This window comes from Amycolatopsis sp. NPDC004747, from assembly GCF_053601335.1.
Genome location: NZ_JBSGBQ010000036.1, coordinates 19,452 through 34,811 on the forward strand (window position 1 = coordinate 19,452; position 15,360 = coordinate 34,811).

At 72.9% G+C, this 15,360-nt stretch carries 12 protein-coding genes; 2 read left to right on the forward strand and 10 right to left on the reverse strand.

What is annotated here, in order from left to right; all coding sequences use genetic code 11:
- Positions 1 to 2 precede the first annotated feature (2 nt).
- The 8 genes from ACWEGE_RS38840 to ACWEGE_RS38875 form a co-directional block, all read right to left on the reverse strand.
- Entirely contained in the window at positions 3 to 1,973 is a 1,971-nt protein-coding gene (locus tag ACWEGE_RS38840; protein ID WP_449665475.1) for a hypothetical protein, read from the reverse strand.
- Between the two features lie 8 nt (positions 1,974 to 1,981).
- Positions 1,982 to 2,452 (reverse strand): hypothetical protein, encoded by a 471-nt coding sequence (locus tag ACWEGE_RS38845; protein WP_449665476.1) that lies wholly within the window; start codon positions 2,450 to 2,452, stop codon positions 1,982 to 1,984.
- Positions 2,453 to 2,471: 19 nt separating this feature from the next.
- Positions 2,472 to 3,314, reverse strand: coding sequence for an ESX secretion-associated protein EspG (locus ACWEGE_RS38850; RefSeq protein WP_449665477.1), 843 nt, complete (start codon positions 3,312 to 3,314; stop codon positions 2,472 to 2,474).
- Positions 3,315 to 3,493: 179 nt separating this feature from the next.
- Positions 3,494 to 4,153: a flavin reductase family protein gene (locus tag ACWEGE_RS38855; protein WP_449665478.1), complete on the reverse strand. Its 660-nt coding sequence runs from the start codon at positions 4,151 to 4,153 to the stop codon at positions 3,494 to 3,496.
- Positions 4,154 to 4,253: 100 nt separating this feature from the next.
- A complete protein-coding gene (locus ACWEGE_RS38860; protein WP_449665479.1) occupies positions 4,254 to 5,066 on the reverse strand; it encodes an FAD binding domain-containing protein in 813 nt (270 codons plus the stop codon).
- Complete coding sequence (locus ACWEGE_RS38865) at positions 5,063 to 5,533, reverse strand: (2Fe-2S)-binding protein (RefSeq protein ID WP_449665480.1); 471 nt, start codon at positions 5,531 to 5,533, stop codon at positions 5,063 to 5,065. Before ACWEGE_RS38865 ends, ACWEGE_RS38860 begins: the two co-directional genes overlap by 4 nt.
- Positions 5,530 to 7,794: a xanthine dehydrogenase family protein molybdopterin-binding subunit gene (locus tag ACWEGE_RS38870; protein ID WP_449665481.1), complete on the reverse strand. Its 2,265-nt coding sequence runs from the start codon at positions 7,792 to 7,794 to the stop codon at positions 5,530 to 5,532. The genes ACWEGE_RS38865 and ACWEGE_RS38870 overlap by 4 nt, the downstream gene beginning before the upstream one ends.
- A 29-nt stretch (positions 7,795 to 7,823) precedes the next feature.
- Entirely contained in the window at positions 7,824 to 8,579 is a 756-nt protein-coding gene (locus ACWEGE_RS38875; protein ID WP_449665482.1) for a sulfite exporter TauE/SafE family protein, read from the reverse strand.
- A gap of 92 nt (positions 8,580 to 8,671) precedes the next feature.
- Here ACWEGE_RS38875 and ACWEGE_RS38880 point away from each other — a divergent pair, with 92 nt between their 5' ends.
- Together ACWEGE_RS38880 and ACWEGE_RS38885 are read left to right on the forward strand one after the other, a co-directional pair.
- Complete coding sequence (locus ACWEGE_RS38880; protein ID WP_449665483.1) at positions 8,672 to 9,256, forward strand: dihydrofolate reductase family protein; 585 nt, start codon at positions 8,672 to 8,674, stop codon at positions 9,254 to 9,256.
- 179 nt (positions 9,257 to 9,435) lie between these two features.
- Entirely contained in the window at positions 9,436 to 10,482 is a 1,047-nt protein-coding gene (locus ACWEGE_RS38885; RefSeq protein WP_449665484.1) for a LacI family DNA-binding transcriptional regulator, read from the forward strand.
- On the opposite strand, the gene ACWEGE_RS38890 is transcribed toward ACWEGE_RS38885, so the two are convergent.
- Together ACWEGE_RS38890 and ACWEGE_RS38895 are read right to left on the reverse strand one after the other, a co-directional pair.
- Entirely contained in the window at positions 10,425 to 13,346 is a 2,922-nt protein-coding gene (locus tag ACWEGE_RS38890) for a glycoside hydrolase family 3 C-terminal domain-containing protein (RefSeq protein WP_449665485.1), read from the reverse strand. The genes ACWEGE_RS38885 and ACWEGE_RS38890 overlap by 58 nt on opposite strands.
- Entirely contained in the window at positions 13,343 to 15,037 is a 1,695-nt protein-coding gene (locus ACWEGE_RS38895; protein ID WP_449665486.1) for a discoidin domain-containing protein, read from the reverse strand. Before ACWEGE_RS38895 ends, ACWEGE_RS38890 begins: the two co-directional genes overlap by 4 nt.
- Between the last annotated feature and the right edge of the window lie 323 nt (positions 15,038 to 15,360).

The following is a 15,360-nucleotide window of genomic DNA, read 5'->3' on the forward strand; positions in this document are numbered from 1 at the left end:
CGTCACTTCCAATCCTGGTTCTTCCAGTCACCGATCACCGGCGGTGCGACCGCCTGCTCGCCCGCGAAGAAGTTGGGGTCGTCGCTTTCGAGGTAGTCGGCCGACTTGTGTTCCTTGTCGTCTTCCTTCTTGCCCTTGCCGGCGCCCATGGCGCCCATGCCCGGGGCACCCGCGGCACCGGCCGCGCCGCGGCCCGACATCGCGTTGCGCGCCGCCGCCGCTTCGGCTTCCGCGGCCGCGCCCGAGGCGGCCCCGCCGCTGAGGTTGCCCGCGCCGCGCAGGCCCGCACCACCGGCGCCCGAACCGCCGACCCCGGAGCCACCGGCCCCGGAACCGCCGATCCCGCCGAGCGAGCCGCCGCCGCCCCCACCGCCGCCGGGGATGCCGCCCAGCCGGCTGGCGATGCTTTCGCCGTTGATCCCGCCGCCGCGGCCGATGGTCGGCAGCTTGCCGCCGCCGGGGATGCCGCCGGGGCCGGTCCCGGTGGGCAGGCCCGTGATGGGGTCGATGCCGGGCGGGGTGAAGCCCGGGATCGGGCTGCCGCCGCGGACGGTGCCGCCGCCCCCGCCGGAGACGTCCGGGATGCCCGGGATCGACGGCGGGGTGAACCCGCTGCCGCCGGTGCCCCCGCCGCCGGGGATGCCCGATGGCGTGAAGCCGGACGTCGTCGTCGAGTCGCCGGAGTGCGGCAGCGACGAGCCGGGGATGCCGGCCCCGCTGAAGTTCCCGCCGGTCGGCCCGCCGGGCGTCTCGAAGTTCGGCGGGGTGAAGCCCGCGCCACCCGCACCGCCCCCGCTGCCGGGGATGCCGGCGCCGGAGAACCCGGAGCCGCCCGAGCCGCCACCGGGGATGCCGCTGCCGGAAAAGCCGCTGCCGGAGCCACCGGCACCCGGGATACCGCTCCCGGAGAAGCCCGAACCACCCCAGCCGCCCGAGCCGTCGCCGGGGATGCCCGAGCCGCTGCCGCCGGCGCCGCCGCCCAGTGCCGCCGCGTTCGCGTCGATCGGGGTCTGCGGAGTCACGCCGTCCATCGCGGTCCGGGCCAGCAGCGGCTGCTGCGCGCTGCCCGCGCCGGCACCGCCGCCCGCGACGACGCTCTGCCGGGTCGCGGTCGCGGTGGGCAGCTTCGGCGGGGCCGGGAACCGCGGGGTGGCGACGGCGCCGCCGATGGTCTCGTCGTAGGAGGTCATGATCTGCGCGGCGTGCTCCCGCGCGGCCTGCTGCGCCCGGTAGGTCTGCATGGCCTCGCCCGCGGCCGCCGCGTACTGCACCGGGTCGGTCATCGACATCAGCCGCTGGTTGGTCGACTGCAGGTCGAACTGGACCGGCGGGTTCGCGGCCATCTGCCGCTGGGTTTCGTTGAGCGCCTGGGAGTGGATCTCCTGCTGGCGGCCGGCGAGGGTGGCGCCCTGCGCGGTCGCGCCCAGCCACTTGCCGACGCCGGCGAGGTGCTCGCGGACGGCGTCACCGGCGCCGCCCTGCCAGTTGCTGGTGCTGGCGTTGATCGCGTCGGCGAGCGTCTTCTGGTGGGTGCCGAGGTCGTTGCCGACGCGCACCCATTCCTCCGAGGTTTCCGCGACGGTCGCCGGGTTGGCGTCCTGCGTGATGGCCTCGTTCATCTGCTCGTGGCTGGCGTTGTTCCACAGCGTGCGCGGCGCCCCGCCGTTCTCACGCATGGCGAGACCCTCGTCGAGGCCGTGCTTGGCGTCGTTGAGGTGCTGCTGGTAGAGCTCCTGGATCTTCTTGTCGCGCAGCACCGGGTCGACGACCGGGCCGAGCCAGCCGGCCCGGATCTCGTCGTCGACCTGCTGGGTGGCCATCTCGCGGATCTGGTCGCCCGAAGGCGAGTTGTCCGTGGTCAGCGGCCCGACGTAGTACTTCGACGACGAATCGGCGGTCACGTCGTAGAGCGGACTGCGCGGGTCGTAGTCGGGGGACGACGGGTCCGAGACGGACTCGGCGGTGGGTGCCACGGTCTCCCTCAGCTCTGGTCGGCGGCCGGGAGCGACGTCAGCGTCGTGCGCGTCGTCTCTTCCCGGGACTTGTAGTTCTTCTTCGCCAGCTTGATGGCTTCGATGTAGGTCGGGAACTCCTGCCGCGCGGCCTGCAGCTGGGTGACGAGGCCGTGCTCGTCGGCGGCGGTGCTGACCATGTGCGCCGAAACCCACTGCCCGGCGGCGGTCCGGCCCATCGCCGGCGCGTCGTGCAGCCGCTGCAGGTTGGCCCAGCGTTGTTCGAGCGACTCGAGCACGCCTTCCAGTGCCTCGATCAGCTGGTTGCCGGTGGTGTCGTCGATGGCGAAGCCACCGGTCTGGGCGAGCCGCTTCAGCTGCGCCCCGGCGAGGCCGACGCGCACCGCGTCCATCGCCTTGAGCTGCGGGTCGGCGGTCGACGCCATCTGCTTGGTGGCCTGGAGGGCCTGGGCCACCGCCGCGGTCTCTTCGGTCGTCATCAGGACTGGTCCTCCCCGGTCAGTAGACGGCAGCGATCGCGTCGCGGATGGCGCGCGCGAGGTCGGCCCGCCCGGCGGGCACGTATTCTGCGGTCAGCTCCCCGCCTTCGCCGGTGCGGGTGTGCACGAGGTACCGGCCGTCGGCGGTGTCGAGCCAGCTCAGCGGCTCGCCGGCCAGGCGCTCGCCCCGCCGTCCCTGCGCGCTGACGGCGATGTGGCCCCCGCCCAGCCGGGGTTCGGCCAGCACCCGTTCGAGCACGGCGACGTCGGAGGACTTCGGGGCCGGCGGCCGCCGCCCGGGCCGCACGACGGCCTTGACCTCGATCATCCCGAAGGCATCGGTTTCTTCTTCGTCGAATTCGGCGTCCGCGATCCGCTTCGCGGTCATGGCGGACACCTCCCGCCCGGCGGCCCGGTGGACGACGTGCTTGCCGGTGGTGGCGGCGGGCGCCGGGGGAAGCACCCCGGTGACGACCTCGACGAGCTCCTCGTCGGCGAACAGCGAGAACAGCAGTTCGTCGGTGTCCGGGGCCTGCGTGATCCCGAGGGCCTGCGCGCCGTCGCTGACGACGAGAACGGCCACGTCGGCGCCGAGCCCGTCGATCCCGCTGACGGCCACGGAGATCCGGGGTTCGGCGAGGAGCTCGAAGGCGGTCCGGACACCGGGGTGCAGCTCACCGGAGACCGACAGCCGCCGCTCCTCGAGCGCGTCGTAAACCTGCCGCGCGACGCGCACGAACCGCACCGGATCGGTGGGCAGGTTCCCGGCCCGGAGCGGGTACCGCCGGACATCGCCCCCGGTAGCCCGCCCGACGACGAGTGCTTCGAAGACCTCGAGGACGAACTCGAACCGCTCCGCCATTTCCCCTCGCCGGATCCTTTTCGTCAAACCTTCAAGCAAGTTCCCCGATGAACATTAGCAGTGCGGCCGCGGCGGGCGTCGGCACCGCCACCCGGATGCCCGAAAGACCACGATCCCCTGGATCGGGCGGGCAAGGAAGGGAACCGCCCGAACGAGTGACGGCGGCGAAGAGCCCCGGCTCACCGGCGCGCGCGTTCGATATCCGGCCCGCGATAAAGCCGCTCCGGGATCCGGGCCAGCGTCGACGGATGAACCTGGGAACCCAATCCGTAGAACTTCTGGAAACTCATGATCAGCGGCCGCCAGGCGTCCGGGTCGATGCGGTCTTCGCTGCCCGGCAGCCGGATCGACTCGTGCACGAACACCCGCTGCACCCGCACCTCGAAGGCCACCACTCCCCCGTCGTCCCCCACCGGGTGCACCGCCTCGACGACGACCTCCATGGCCACCGGGCACTCGGCGACCCGCGGCGGCCCCACGGTCGACGACGCCACCGCCGTCAGCCCGGCCCGCCCGAACTTGTCCGCCACGTGGAAGTACCCGCGCTCCCGCTTCCCGGCGGGCACCGGATCCACCCCGGTCGTCAGCGCCAGCCGGTCGACCGCCGCCGCCATCGACGAAGAGGGCAGGTTCAGGACGCCTTCCCCGGTCCGCACCAGGTTCTGCGCCGTCCGCGAACGCACCCCCAGCCCGAGCACCGCCCGCCACCCGAGCCAGAAGGCCGACGACATCGGGGCCAGGTTGGCCGAACCGTCTTCGTTGGTGCTGGAGATCAGCACCACCGGCGTGCCGAAGTACAGGATTCCCGGCTCGATGGCCGTGTGCGCAGCAGTCTTCACCCGGCCGATCCTGCCGTCCACACGGGACGCCGGGCTGGCGGGAATCGGCCGTCGCGATCACCGAGGGGCGGCACCGGTGGACCGTGCCGCCCCCGGGGAATCACCGCGCGGCCTGCGCCAACGCCCGCCGGGTCAGCACCCGGGCCAGGTGACGGCGGTACTCGGCCGTCGCGTGGGGCTCGTCCGGCGGGTTCGTGCCCGACGCCGCCAGCGCCGCCGCCTCCTCGATCGAGGCTCCCCCGGCCAGCGCCTCTTCCGTGGCCGTGGCCCGCAGCGGGACCCCGCCCATGTTCACCAGGCCGACGCGGCCGTCGACGACCGTCACCCCGACCATCGCCCAGTCGATCGCGCGGCGGGTGAACTTCTCGAAGCCCCAGCCCTTCCCGGTCTGGGCCGGGAGGCGGATCTCGGTCAGCAGTTCCGCCGGGTCCAGCGGCGTGGTGAACGGGCCGAGGAAGAACTCCGCGGCCGGGATGCGGCGCTCCCCCGACGGCCCGCGGGCCACCAGGACCGCGTCCGAGGCCAGCACCGCCGCCGGCAGGTCCGCCGCCGCGTCCGCGTGCACCAGCGACCCGCCGATCGTGCCGCGGTGGCGGACCTGGCGGTCGCCGACCTCGCCGGCCACGTGCGCCAGCAGCGGCGCGTGCTCCAGCAGCACCGGATCCTGCGCCAGCGAGCTGTAGCGCGACAACGCCCCGATGACGACCTCGCCGTTCTCCAGGCGCACGAACCGCAGCTCGTCGAGCGGGGCGATGTCCACCAGGTACTCCGGCGCGGCCAGGCGCAGCTTCATCAGCGGCAGCAGGGAATGCCCGCCCGCCAGCACCTTCGCGTCGTCGCCGTGCGAGGACAGCAGCGCCAGCGCCTCGTCCACTGTGGACGCCCGCAGGTACTGGAACGAAGCGGGGATCACCGGTCCACCTCCTGCCCCGACGCGTCGATCACGGCGCTGACGATGTTGTGGTAGCCCGTGCAGCGGCACAGGTTGCCCTCGAGCCCGGCACGGACCTCGTCGCGCGTCGGCTTCGGGTTGTCGGCCAGCAGCGACACCGACGCCATGATCATCCCCGGCGTGCAGAACCCGCACTGCAGGCCGTGCTGCTCCTGGAACGCCCGCTGCACCGGGTGCAGCGCACCGTCCTCGGCCGCCAGCCCCTCGACGGTGGTGACGGCGTGGCCGTCGGCCTGCGCCGCCAGCACCGTGCACGACTTGACCGACTCGCCGTCGAGCAGCACCGTGCAGGCGCCGCACGACGTCGTGTCGCAGCCGACGTTCGTGCCGGTGAGCCCGGCCGTGTCGCGCAGGAAGTGCACCAGCAGCGTCCGGTCCGGCACCTCCTCGGTCAGCGACCGCCCGTTGACCTCGATCGAGACCTTCACTCCGCGCTTCCCTTCGCAGCTTCTTCGAGAGCGGCCCAGACCCGGATCGGGGTCGTGGGCATGTCCAGGTGCTTGACACCGCGAGCCGACAGGGCGTCCACCACGGCGTTGTGCACGGCCGGCGTGGAACCGATCGTCGCGGCTTCGCCGATCCCCTTGACGCCGAGCAGGTTCCGGTCGGTCGGGGTGGCCATGTCCACCAGCTCGAAGTCCGGCAGCTCGGCCGCGGTGACGAACGAGTAGTCCGCCAGGCTCGCGGTCGTCGGGTTGCCGTCGTCGTCGTAGGTGACGACCTCCATGAGCGCCTGCGCCGCGCCTTGGCCGAGGCCGCCGTGGCGCTGGCCGCGGAAGGTGAGCGGGTTGACGATCGGGCCGGCGTCGTCGACGGCGACGATCCGGCGCAGCCGGACCTTGCCCGTCTCGGTGTCGACCTCAACCACCGCCAGGTGCGCGCCGAACGGGAACGTCGGCGCGCCGCCGCCGAACCAGACGTCGGCCGAGAGCTTGCCCTCGCCGGCCGTCTCGGCGACCTGCGCCCAGCTGAGCACCGTGCTCGACGGCGCGCCGCGGACCTGCCAGACGCCGCGCCCGGCGTCCAGTTCGAGGTCTTCCGGAGCCGCCTCCAGCAGGTCGGCCGCGAGCTCGCGGGCCTGCGCGATCACCTCTTCGGCCGCCTGCCGGATCGCCGAGCCACCCAGCTGCAGCGACCGGGAGCCGAACGTGCCGACCGCCTTGGGCACCTCGTCGGTGTCGCCGTGCCGGACGGTGATCTTGTCCAGCGGGACGCCGAGCTGGTCGGACAGCAGCATCGCCAGCGACGTGCCGAGCCCCTGCCCGTGCGGCGAGCTGCCGGTCCACGCGACGACCGAGCCGTCCGGGTGGACGTCGACGCGGCCGCTCTCGCCGCCGCCGTCGCCGCCGGTGATCTCGACGTAGGCCGCGATGCCCAGGCCCAGTTCAACCGGGTCGCCCGCGGCCCGCCGCCGCTGCTGCTCGGCCCGCAGTTCCGCGTACCCGGCGGCTTCGAGGGCCTTGTCCAGCGCCGCGGCGTACTCGCCCGTGTCGTAGGACGCCCCGGTCGGCGACTGGTACGGGAACTCCTCCGGCCGGATGAAGTTGACCCGGCGGACCTCGGCGGGGTCCAGCCCGATCTCGGTGGCGAAGCGGTCCATCGCCCGTTCGACGGCGGCCGTCGCCTCCGGGCGGCCGGCGCCGCGGTAGGCCCCGATCGGCGTCGTGGTGGTGACGACCGCGCGGCTGCGGGTTTCGACCCGCGGGAACCGGTACACGCCGATGGCCATCAGCTCGGTCAGCGTCGGCAGCAGCAGCATCCGGGGGTACGCGCCGGCGTCCTGGACGACGTCGAGCCGGTAGGCCAGCACCGTGCCGTCGCGCTTCCCGCCGATGGTCACGGTGTTGCGCTGCGCGCGGCCGTGCGTCATGGCCGTGAGGTTCTCGCTGCGCGACTCGACCCAGCGCACGCCGCGCCCGAGCTGCTTGGCGGCCCAGCCGAGCACGGTCGCCTCGGGGTCCGCGCCGATCTTCGCGCCGAACCCGCCGCCGACGTCCGGCGCGATCACCCGCACCGACTCTTCGCCGACGCCGAGGCTTCCGGCCAGCTGGCTGCGGGCCATCTGGGCGTTCTGCGTGGACAGCCAGGCGGTCAGCCTGCCGTCCTCGCCCCACACGCAGGACGCGCCGCGCACTTCGAGCGGGGCGGGCGCGACCCGCTGGTTCAGGATGGTCTCGGTAACGACGACTTCGCAGTCCTCGAAGATCGCGTCGTCGAACTCGGCCGCGCCCTTGACCTGCACGATGTTGCTGTCGCGGTCGGGGAACAGCAGTGTTTCGCCCGCCAGGGCCGCGTCGATCGTCGCGACGGCCTCCAGTGGCTCGTAGTCGACGTCGACCAGCTCGGCCGCGTCGGCCAGCTGGTAGCGCTCTTCGGTGACGACGAGCGCCACCGGTTCGCCGACGTACCGCACCACCTCGCCGGCCAGCCACGGTTCCGGCACCGGGCCCGCGGGGTGCGGGGCGAGGCCGAGGTCCGCGGCGGTGAACACGCCGAGCACGCCCGGCGCCTCCTTCGCCGCGCTCACGTCGATGCCGCCGATCCGCGCGTGCGCGATCGGACTTCGGACGAAAACCGCGTGCGCGGCGCCGGAAAGCGCTTCCGTCCGCAGATCGTCCACGTACGTGCCGCCCGCGGTGATCAGACTCCGGTCTTCCCGGCGGACCACCCTGGTCCCGACAATGCTCATCTGGTCTCCTGCTCGCCGATATCCGCCGATCATGCCCGCATGCCGAGGACGATCGCCAGGCCCAGTCCGCCGATTCCGATGGCGATCCGCAGCGGTGTGGCCGGCAGCCGGCGCACGAGCGTGGACCCCAGCCAAGAGCCGCCGAGGGAGCCGAGGCAGACGGCGAGCGCGGCCGGCCAGACGACCTTGCCGGTGACCGCGAAGACGATCGCGGCGAGCAGGTTCGCCGAGCCGGTGACCAGGTTCTTCGCCGCGTTGGTGCGGGCCAGCGGCTGGCTCCAGACGGTGACCAGCAGCGCGAGCATGAGCACGCCCGCCGCGGCGCCGAAGTAGCCGCCGTAGACGCCGATGAGGAAGGCGACCACGCCGGTCGCCGGGCTGAGGCCGTGGTGCTCGGCGCCTTCGGCCAGCCGCCGCAGCCGCGGACCCGCCATCAGCACCAGCGACGCCCCGCCGATCAGCCACGGCACGATGACGGTGAACGCGTCGGACGGCGTCAGCAGCAGGATCAGGCCGCCGCACGCGCCGCCGACGGTGGTGAGGGCGCAGAGCGGGAGGAGACGGCGTCGCTGGCCGGCCAGTTCGGGGCGGGCCCCGGCCGCGGCGCCCGCGGTGGTGCCCAGCATGGCGACGGTGTTGGTGACGTTGGCGGTCACCGGCGGCAGCCCGGCGGCGAGCAGCGCGGGGTAGGACACCAGCGACGCGAGCCCGGCGATCGCCCCGGTCAGGCCGGCCCCGACGCCGGCCAGCACGAGCAGGAGCAGCACCCACGGGTCGATGATCACGTTGTCATCCCATCACGCCGCCCCGCGCTGTCGATCCGGGCCACCGCCGTTCGTATGGGGCACGACACGCCCACCACAGCGGAAGGATCCCCATGCGTTCGATCAGCGTCACCATGAGCGTCACCCTCGACGGCGTCGTGCAGGGTCTCGGCCGTCCCGACGAGGACACGCGCGGCGGCTTCCCCCACGGCGGCTGGGGCACGCGCTACCAGGACGACGTCATGGCCCGGGAGATGGGCCGGGGCATGAGCAAGCCCGGCGACATGCTGTTCGGCCGCCGCACCTGGCAGGACTTCACCACCGCCTGGAGCCGGCGCACCGACGGGAACCCGTTCACCACGCACCTGAACGCCGCCACCAAGTACGTCGCCTCGACCACCCTCGGCGACGCCGGTGCCTGGGAGAACTCGGTCCTGCTGCGGGGCGACGCCGTGACGACGGTGGCCGAACTGAAGGCCCGGCCCGGCCGGGACCTGTCGGTCGTCGGCAGCGCGTCGCTGGTCCGGGACCTGCACGCCGCCGGCCTGGTCGACCGGTACACCCTGCTGATCCACCCGCTGACGCTGGGCACCGGAGCCTGGCTCTTCGGCGACGGCCCGCTCACCGGGTTCGAGCTCACCGGCTGCGTCCCGACCACCAAGGGCGTGCTGATCGCGCACTACGAGCGGCAGGTATAGGGCGTTATACACCAACCGTGCCCACCCTGTCCGCAGTGTCCACATAGGACCGGAGGGCGGACCGGCGGCCCGGCGGCGCGGTTGTCGTCCGCACTTGATCGATCTCGGAGACCGCGCGACGGGCCGCGGGGCGAGTACCTTGGCACCCGGAGCTTTCCACCGCCCGATCGGGAGGACGCATGCGCGTCACGATCGCCGAAGTCGCCCGCCGCGCCCGGGTGAGCAAGACGACCGTGTCGCGGGTGCTCAACAACAAGGCCGACGTGGACGCGGCGACGGCGATCCGGGTGCGCGAGGTGATCGCCGCGACCGGGTACATCCCCAGCGCCGGCGCGGTCGGGCTGGCGCGCGGGGTGACCCGCACGGTCGGGATGCTGGTACCGGGGCTGACCTGGCCGTGGATGGGCGAGGTGCTGCAGGGCGTCGCCGACGTCGTGGAGTCGAAGGGCTACGGCCTGCTGCTGTCCACCGCCAACCGGGGCGCCGACTCCCTCGGCGAGTTCTCGCGGCAGGTGTCGGCGAAGGCGTTCGACGGCCTCCTGCTGGTGGAACCGCCCGACGCGGTGCGGCACCTGCGCGTGCTGTACGACTCGGGGCTGCCGGTGGTGGTGATCGACGACCGCGGCCGCCGCCCGGCGTTCCCGTCGGTGGGCACGGACAACCGGCAAGGTGGTGCGGCCGCGGCCCGCCACCTCCTCGAAACCGGCCGGACCCGGCTGGCCACCGTGACCGGGCCCCGCGACTTCGGCTGCACCACCGACCGCCTCAACGGCTTCAACGAGGCCGTCCTCGACGCGGGCCTCACCCTCGATCCGCGACTGATCATCGAAGGCGACTTCACGAGCGAGAGCGGCGAGGCGGCGATCCTCCAGCTCCTCGGAACGGGCCCGGAGTTCGACGCGGTCTTCGCGCACAACGACCTGACGGCGGCGGGCGTGCTGGCCGGCCTCCGCAAGGCGGGCCGCGCGGTGCCGGGGGACGTCGCCGTGGTCGGCTTCGACGACATCCCCCTGGCCGCGCACACCCAGCCGCCGCTCACCACGATCCGCCAGCCGCTGCGGCAGATGGGCGAGACGGCGGCCGGGCTGCTGCTGGACCGCCTGGCCGGCGCGCCGGCCCCGGACGCCCCGCTGATCGTCCCGACCGAGCTGGTCGTCCGGGAGTCGACTCAGGAGACGGTCAGCGTCCCCGACAGCGGCACGTTGCGCGAGGAATCACCGACGTAGACGCGGTACTGGCCCGCGTTCGCCGTCCACGAGCCGGTCCAGTGCGCCAGGTCCCGCGGGGTGAGCGGGAACGACACCTGGGTGCTCTGCCCGGGATTCAGCTGCACCTTCTTGAACCCCTTCAGCTGCTTCGGCGGCTCACCGTTGTCGGCCGGCTGGCCGACGTACAGCTGGACGACGTCCGCGCCCGCGCGGCTGCCGGTGTTGGTCACCGTGGCCGTCACGGTCGCCGTGCCGTTCGTTCCCTGCGGCGTCACGACCAGGTTCGAGAACCCGAACGTCGTGTACGACAGCCCGAAGCCGAACGGGAACAGCGGCTCGATGTTGCGGCTGTCGTACCAGCGGTAGCCGACGTTGAGCCCTTCGGAGTACTCGATCCGGTCGTTGGCGCCCGGGAACTGCTGGACGTTCGCCGTGGGCAGGTCGGCGATCTGCTTCGGGAAGCTGATCGGCAGCTTGCCCGACGGGTTGACGTCGCCGTAGAGCAGCGACGCGAGCGCGTTGCCGTTCTCCTGGCCCGGGTACCAGCCCTCGATCACCGCGGCGACCTTGCCCAGCCACGGCATGGTCACCGCCGAGCCCGTGTTGAGCACGACCACCGTGCGCGGGTTGGCCGACGCGACCGCGTCGATCAGGTCGTTCTGCTGGTTCTGCAGGTCGATCGTGTCGAGGTCCTGGGTTTCGGATTCGCCGTAGCTGGCGAACACGATCGCGACCTCCGCAGTGCGCGCGGCCGCCACCGCACCCGGGATGTCCGGCGTCTGCACGTGCTCCCCTGCCCCGTCCACATAGGACACGGTGACGCCGGAGCCCGCTCTGGCCTTGATGCCGTTGATCGGGTTCACCGACGCCGGCGACGGGTTGACCTTGGCGCTGCCGCCGCCGATGTTCTGCGGGTCGATGCCGTCGCCGCCGGACAGCGCGATCGACTTCGTCGCCGCCGTCAACGGCAGCACCCCGGTGTTCTTGAGCAGCACCGACCCGGCCGCGGCGACGTCCCGCGCGGTCGCCACGTTGGCCGCGTTGGTCACCACCGAAGCCGGCGAACCCCGCCGGGCCCGGTCGAAGACGCCGAACCGGAACATCTGGGTGAGCACCCGCCGGACCATGTCGTCGACGCGCGCCTGCGTGACTTCGCCGCGGGAGACGGCGTCGAGCAGGCCCTGGCCGAAGAACGCGCCGCCGGGCATCTCCATGTCGAGCCCGCCGTCGGCCAGCTGCCGCGGGCCGCCGGTCGCCGAACCCCAGTCGGAGCCGACGAACCCGCCCCAGTTCGCGTCCTGCTTGATCGCCGTGGTGAGCACGCCGCTGTTCTGGCACGCCGGGACGCCGTTGATCTGGTTGTAGGCGCACATCATCGAGGCGACCTGCCCCTGGCTCGCCACCTGCTGGAACGCCGGCAGGTACAGCTCGTGCAGGGTCCGGTCGTCGATGATGACGTTGTCCGACGGCGTCCCGCGGGACGCCCCGGCCTCGACGTTGTAGGCGGCCGCGTGCTTGGCCTGGGCCATCACCCCCTGGCTCTGGATGCCCTGGATCGTGGCGGTCCCGGCCGCGCCGGCGAGGTAGGGGTCTTCGGCGTAGGTCTCGAAGTTGCGGCCCCACCGGGGGTCGCGGACCAGGTTGATCGTCGGGCCGAGGGCGATGTCGACGCCCTTGCCCGCGAACTCGGCGCCCATCGCGCTGCCGTACCGGTTCAGCAGCGCCGTGTCCCAGGTCGCGGCGGCCGACACCGGCGCCGGGAACTGGGTGACACCGTCGAGGCCGTCGCCGACCCCGGCCGGGCCGTCCTGCAGCCCGAGCGCCGGGATGCACAGCTCCGGCACGGCGTCGGTGTTGCCGATGTACGGCCCGGTCGCGCCGTTGCCGTGCAGCACCTTCACCTTCTGCTGGGGTGTCATGACGGCCATGAGCTGGTTGACGCGGTCGGCGACGGGTGCGGTGGACCCCACCCACGGGCAGCCACCCGGATTGGTGGGCGTGGTCGTCGGCGGTGCGCTGTCGCTGGTGTGCACCGCGAACTCCCACAGCGAGACACCCCACTGCGTCGCCCTGGCCGTGGCGTTCAGCCGGACGTACCGCGCGGTCCCGGACACGGCCGGGTGTTCGGTCCCGCCCGCGCCGGCCACGGTCGCCGCCGTCGTCCACGACGAGCCGTTGGTGGACAGCTGGATCGTGTACGCGCTCGCGTACGCCGCTTCCCAGGTCAGGTCGACGCCGCACACCGGACGTGAGCTGCCCAGGTCGACCTGGATCCACTGCGGGTCCGCGGCCAGGCTCGACCACCGTGTGCCGCCGTCGCCGTCGAAGGCCGCGGACGCCGGGAAGGCGTCGGACTGGACGCTGGAGGCGGTCGCCGGTTGCCGCAGCGCCGCGTTCGCGCTGCCGCACGCCTGGGCCGACCCGTCGCCGTAGACCTGGAACTCCCACAGCGACACGCCCCACTGGGTCGCGCGCTGGGTCGTGGTCAGGCGGACGTACCGGCCGCTCCCGGACACCGGCAGCGTCTGCGTGCCGCCGGTGCCCGTCGTCGTCGAGTACACAGTGGACCACTGGCTGCCGTCGGCCGAGGCCTGGATCGTGAACGCCTTGGCGTAGGCCGCTTCCCACTGCAGCACGACCTGGCCGAGCGGGTGCGACCCGCCGAGGTCGACCTGCAGCGTCTGCGGGTCGGCCGCCAGGCTGGACCACCGGGTGCCGGGGTCGCCGTCGACCGCCGCCGACGCCGGGAAGGCGGCGTTCTCGGTGGACGACGCCGTCACCGCACGCCCCTGCGAAAGCAGCGCCGGAGCGGCCTGGGCGGTGAACAGCGGGGCGGTGAGCAAGCCCACCGCCACCACCGCGCCGAGGGCGAGCCGCCTCACTGGTACACCCGCACGTAGTCGATCACCATGTCCTGCGGCAGCACGGTCCCCGCTCCCGGCGGGCCGGGGAAGTCGCCGCCGATGGCGTTGTTGAGGATCAGGAAGAACGGGTGGTCGTACACCCACGGCCCGCGCGTGCTCTCCACGGTGTCCCGGTTGATCGTCTCGAAGGCGTTGCCGTCGACGGAGAAGGTCATGTGGTTCGCGTCCCAGTCGAGGCCGAACTTGTGGAAGCCCGCCGCGACGTCCTGACCGAGGTCGAGGGGCGCGCCGATGCCGCCGGCGCCGTTGTACGCGGGGGCGTGGATCGTCGAGTAGGCGAGGTTCGGCGACTTGCCGACGTGTTCCATGATGTCGATCTCGCCGCAGTTCGGCCACGGGGTGCCGCTGAAGAAGTTGGCGCCCAGCAGCCAGAACGCCGGCCACAGCCCCTGCGTGCCGGACACCTTGATGTTGGCCTCGACGTGCCCGTAGGTGAAGCTGAACTTCCCCGCGGTGTTGATCCGGCCGGAGGTGTACTGGCAGGTGCCGCTGCCGCTGACCGGGTCGACCGGGCACGCGCTGCCCGGGGTGGCTTCGCGGCGGACCTGGATGACGAGGTTGCCGCGGCCGTCCTGCTTGGCGTTGTTGTTGTTCGTGTAGTACTCGAGTTCGTTGTTGACGCCCGGCCCGGTCTCGGCCGTCCACTTGCTCGCGTCGGGAGCCGCGCCCGAGGGGCCGTTGAACTCGTCGCTCCAGACCAGCGTGCCCGGGAAGTGCGGGGCGGGCGGGGCGGCCGGCGGCGGCGTCGGGTTGCCGCCGGTGCCGTAGACGTCGAAGCCCCACAGCGAGTAGCCGTAGCCGTTGGAGCGGGCGGTGCCGTACATCCGGACGTACCGGCCGGAACCGGTCACGGTCAGCGTTTCCTTGAAGCCCTTGCCGGTCGTGGTCGAGTAGACGGTGGTCCAGTTCGCGTTGTCGTTCGACACCTGGAGCTGATAGGCGACGGCGTAGGCCGGGTCCCACTGCAGGACGACCTGGTGGATGACCGCGGGCGCGCCGAGGTCGACGGTGAGCCAGCCCGGGTCGACCCAGCCGGTGGTCGCACTGGTCGCCCAGCGCGTGGCCGGGTCGTGGTCGAACGCCTTCGCCGGGAGGCAGCCGGGGCACGCCCCGTCGTCCTGGTACGAGGACGCCGTGCCGGGCTTGCCGTAGGACAGCAGGACGTCACCGGGCTGGGTCGTCCCGCCGCCGCCGTAGACCTCGAACTCCCACAGCGAATAGCCGTACTGGGTGGCCCGCTGCGTTCCGGTGAGCCGGACGTACCGGCCGCTGCCGGCGACGGTCAGCGTCTGCGTCCCGCCGGTCCCGGTCGTGGTCGAGTAGAGGGTGGTCCAGGTGGCGCCGTCGGCGGACGCCTGGATCGTGAACGCCTTGGCGTAGGCGGCTTCCCAGCTCAGCACGACCTGGGAGAGCTGCTGGGCCGAGCCGAGGTCGACCTGCAGGGTCTGCGGGTCGCCGAACGCGCTGGACCAGCGCGTGCCGGGGTCGCCGTCGACGGCGGCCGAGGCGGGGAAGGCGGCGGACTCGGCCGAGGACGCCGTCACCGGGCGGCCTCGGGAGAGCAGGACGGGAGCGGCCCTGGCCACCGGGGCGGTGAGCAGGGCGGCCAGGGTCAGGGCGAGGACGGCGAGCACCCGGGTCCTCGGCATGTGGCGTTGCATGGGGCACCTCCACGGCGAACCGGCGCCGGGGCGGCCTTGCCCCGGTGCTGTCCGGCCCACGTGGCCGCCGGCGCGGGTGTGGGTCCCGGCCGGCGGCACGCTCTTAGTTCAAGATATAAATAAAGAGCTGTAAAATGTCAACGCCGCTGCGCCGGACGGGGGCCGCGGCAACGAATCCGCGCCGGATCCCTTGACGCGGGCGAACTCCGCGCTGTTAACTGCGAGCTCACCGACGGAACCGGTTCCGTGACCGCCAACCGGGACGGCTCCGCCGCGACCAGCACCTGTCCGGGCTGGCCGGTCCGCGCTCA

Coding starts and splice junctions, on each gene's coding strand:
- ACWEGE_RS38845 (WP_449665476.1), bottom strand. CDS start 2,452: ATGACGACCGAAGAGACCGCGGCGGTGGCCCAGGCCCTCCAGGCCACC.
- ACWEGE_RS38850 (WP_449665477.1), bottom strand. CDS start 3,314: ATGGCGGAGCGGTTCGAGTTCGTCCTCGAGGTCTTCGAAGCACTCGTC.
- ACWEGE_RS38870 (WP_449665481.1), bottom strand. CDS start 7,794: ATGAGCATTGTCGGGACCAGGGTGGTCCGCCGGGAAGACCGGAGTCTG.
- ACWEGE_RS38880 (WP_449665483.1), top strand. CDS start 8,672: ATGCGTTCGATCAGCGTCACCATGAGCGTCACCCTCGACGGCGTCGTG.
- ACWEGE_RS38885 (WP_449665484.1), top strand. CDS start 9,436: ATGCGCGTCACGATCGCCGAAGTCGCCCGCCGCGCCCGGGTGAGCAAG.
- ACWEGE_RS38895 (WP_449665486.1), bottom strand. CDS start 15,037: ATGCCGAGGACCCGGGTGCTCGCCGTCCTCGCCCTGACCCTGGCCGCC.